At 76.1% G+C, this 1,344-nt stretch carries 1 protein-coding gene and 1 pseudogene; both read right to left on the bottom strand.

Annotated features, from left to right (window positions below; translation table 11 throughout):
* Nucleotides 1-124: 124 nt before the first annotated feature.
* On the bottom strand, nucleotides 125-820 hold the full coding sequence (locus tag AB0O29_RS35965; RefSeq protein WP_365160666.1) for an MFS transporter: 696 nt from the start codon (nucleotides 818-820) through the stop codon (nucleotides 125-127).
* 64 nt (nucleotides 821-884) lie between these two features.
* Nucleotides 885-1,196 (bottom strand): annotated as a pseudogene (locus AB0O29_RS35960) (MFS transporter); the annotation flags it as partial.
* Nucleotides 1,197-1,344 lie beyond the last annotated feature (148 nt).

Raw genomic sequence — 1,344 nt, 5'->3', positions numbered from 1 at the left:
CCAGCCCTGGCCCTTGCCCAGCCCCGGCCCCGGCCCCGGCCCGGGACCGGCTCCCAGGCCCCCGCCCGTCCGCCAGTCCGCCAGTCCGCCCGGCACAGGCCCGGCACCGGCGGGTTGGTCCGTGTCAAGCCGTCCCTCCTTCCATCGAGCCCTTCCAGTGCCCGCGCGCGGCGGCGATCGCGGCGGCGGCCGGTTGCCGGGTGGCACCAGGCATGTGCCGCAGGCGGCGCAGTGGCGAGCGGGCCAGGACCAGGAACGGGACGACGAGCAGGCCCGCGCCGACCGCGAGCGCCGGCCGGACGCCGGCCCAGGTGGCCAGCCCGCCGGCCAGCAGCGTCCCCAACGGCCGGGCGCCCGAGGTCAGGCAGATGCTCACCGCCTGCATCCGGGCCTGCATGCCGAACTCGGTCACCAGCTGCCGGATCGACCGCTGGGTGGTGCCCGCCGCCCCGGCGCAGGCCAGTTGCAGGAACAGGGCCGCGCCGATGACGGCCTGCCAGGCGGGACCGGGCGAGGCCAGCAGCAGCGGGACCTGGGTGAGCGGCGGGAGGGCGAGGGCGCCGAGCATCATCGGCCCGGGCCCGTACCGCCGTACGAGGACCGGCGCGACCCATGCCCCGAGGGCCGCGCCCAGGGTGCCGACCCCCAGGACCACCCCGAACACGCCCGGGCCCATCTCCAGCTCCCGCAGCAGGTAAACCGCCCACAGGGTGTTGAGCAGGGCCAGGGCCAGCGAGGTCGTGGCGTTCACGGCCGTGAGCACGCTCAGCCGGTGGTCGGCGCGTACGTACCGCAGCCCCTCGGCGATCTCCGCCCGCATCCCGTTCCTCCGCACCCCCCGGGCCGGGCCGCTCCCGCAGGTCCGGATGCGGGAGGTGCACCGCGCTCAGCAGGTAGGAGGCGACGTCGCCGAGCAGGGCCCGGGCCGGTCCGAGCAGTGCGGTCAGGGCGGCGCCGAGGTTGTTGCCGGCGGTGGCGGCGACCGCGAACAAGGTGCCCGTACGGCTGTTGCCCCGCTGGATCAGGGACCGGTCGACCAGCCTCGGCAGCAGGCTGATCGCGGCCGCGTCGTGCAGCACGCCCGCCGCGCCCCGTACGACGGCGACGACCATCAGGTGCGCCAGGGTCAGCGACCCCAACGCCCCCGCCAGCGATACGGACGCCAGCGCGGCGGCACTGACCAGGTCCCCGGCCATCATCTGGCGGCGCTCGGGGTACCGGTCGGCGAGCGCACCGGCGTGCAGCGCGATCCGCGGAGCGCCTCGGCCGCGACTCCCGAGAGGAGGCCTCGAAGTGAATCCGGTCAACTACCTGTACCTGGCCGCCCTGCTGTTCACCATCGGC

This window comes from Streptomyces sp. NPDC089915, from assembly GCF_040684675.1.
GTDB lineage: Bacteria > Actinomycetota > Actinomycetes > Streptomycetales > Streptomycetaceae > Streptomyces.
Note: the sequence above shows the minus strand (reverse complement) of the source record. Positions and strands in the feature narration are given on the sequence as shown.

What these genes read in the sequence shown, in the direction of transcription:
- AB0O29_RS35965 (WP_365160666.1), bottom strand. Translation starts at nt 820, where the DNA reads ATGCGGGCGGAGATCGCCGAGGGGCTGCGGTACGTACGCGCCGACCAC.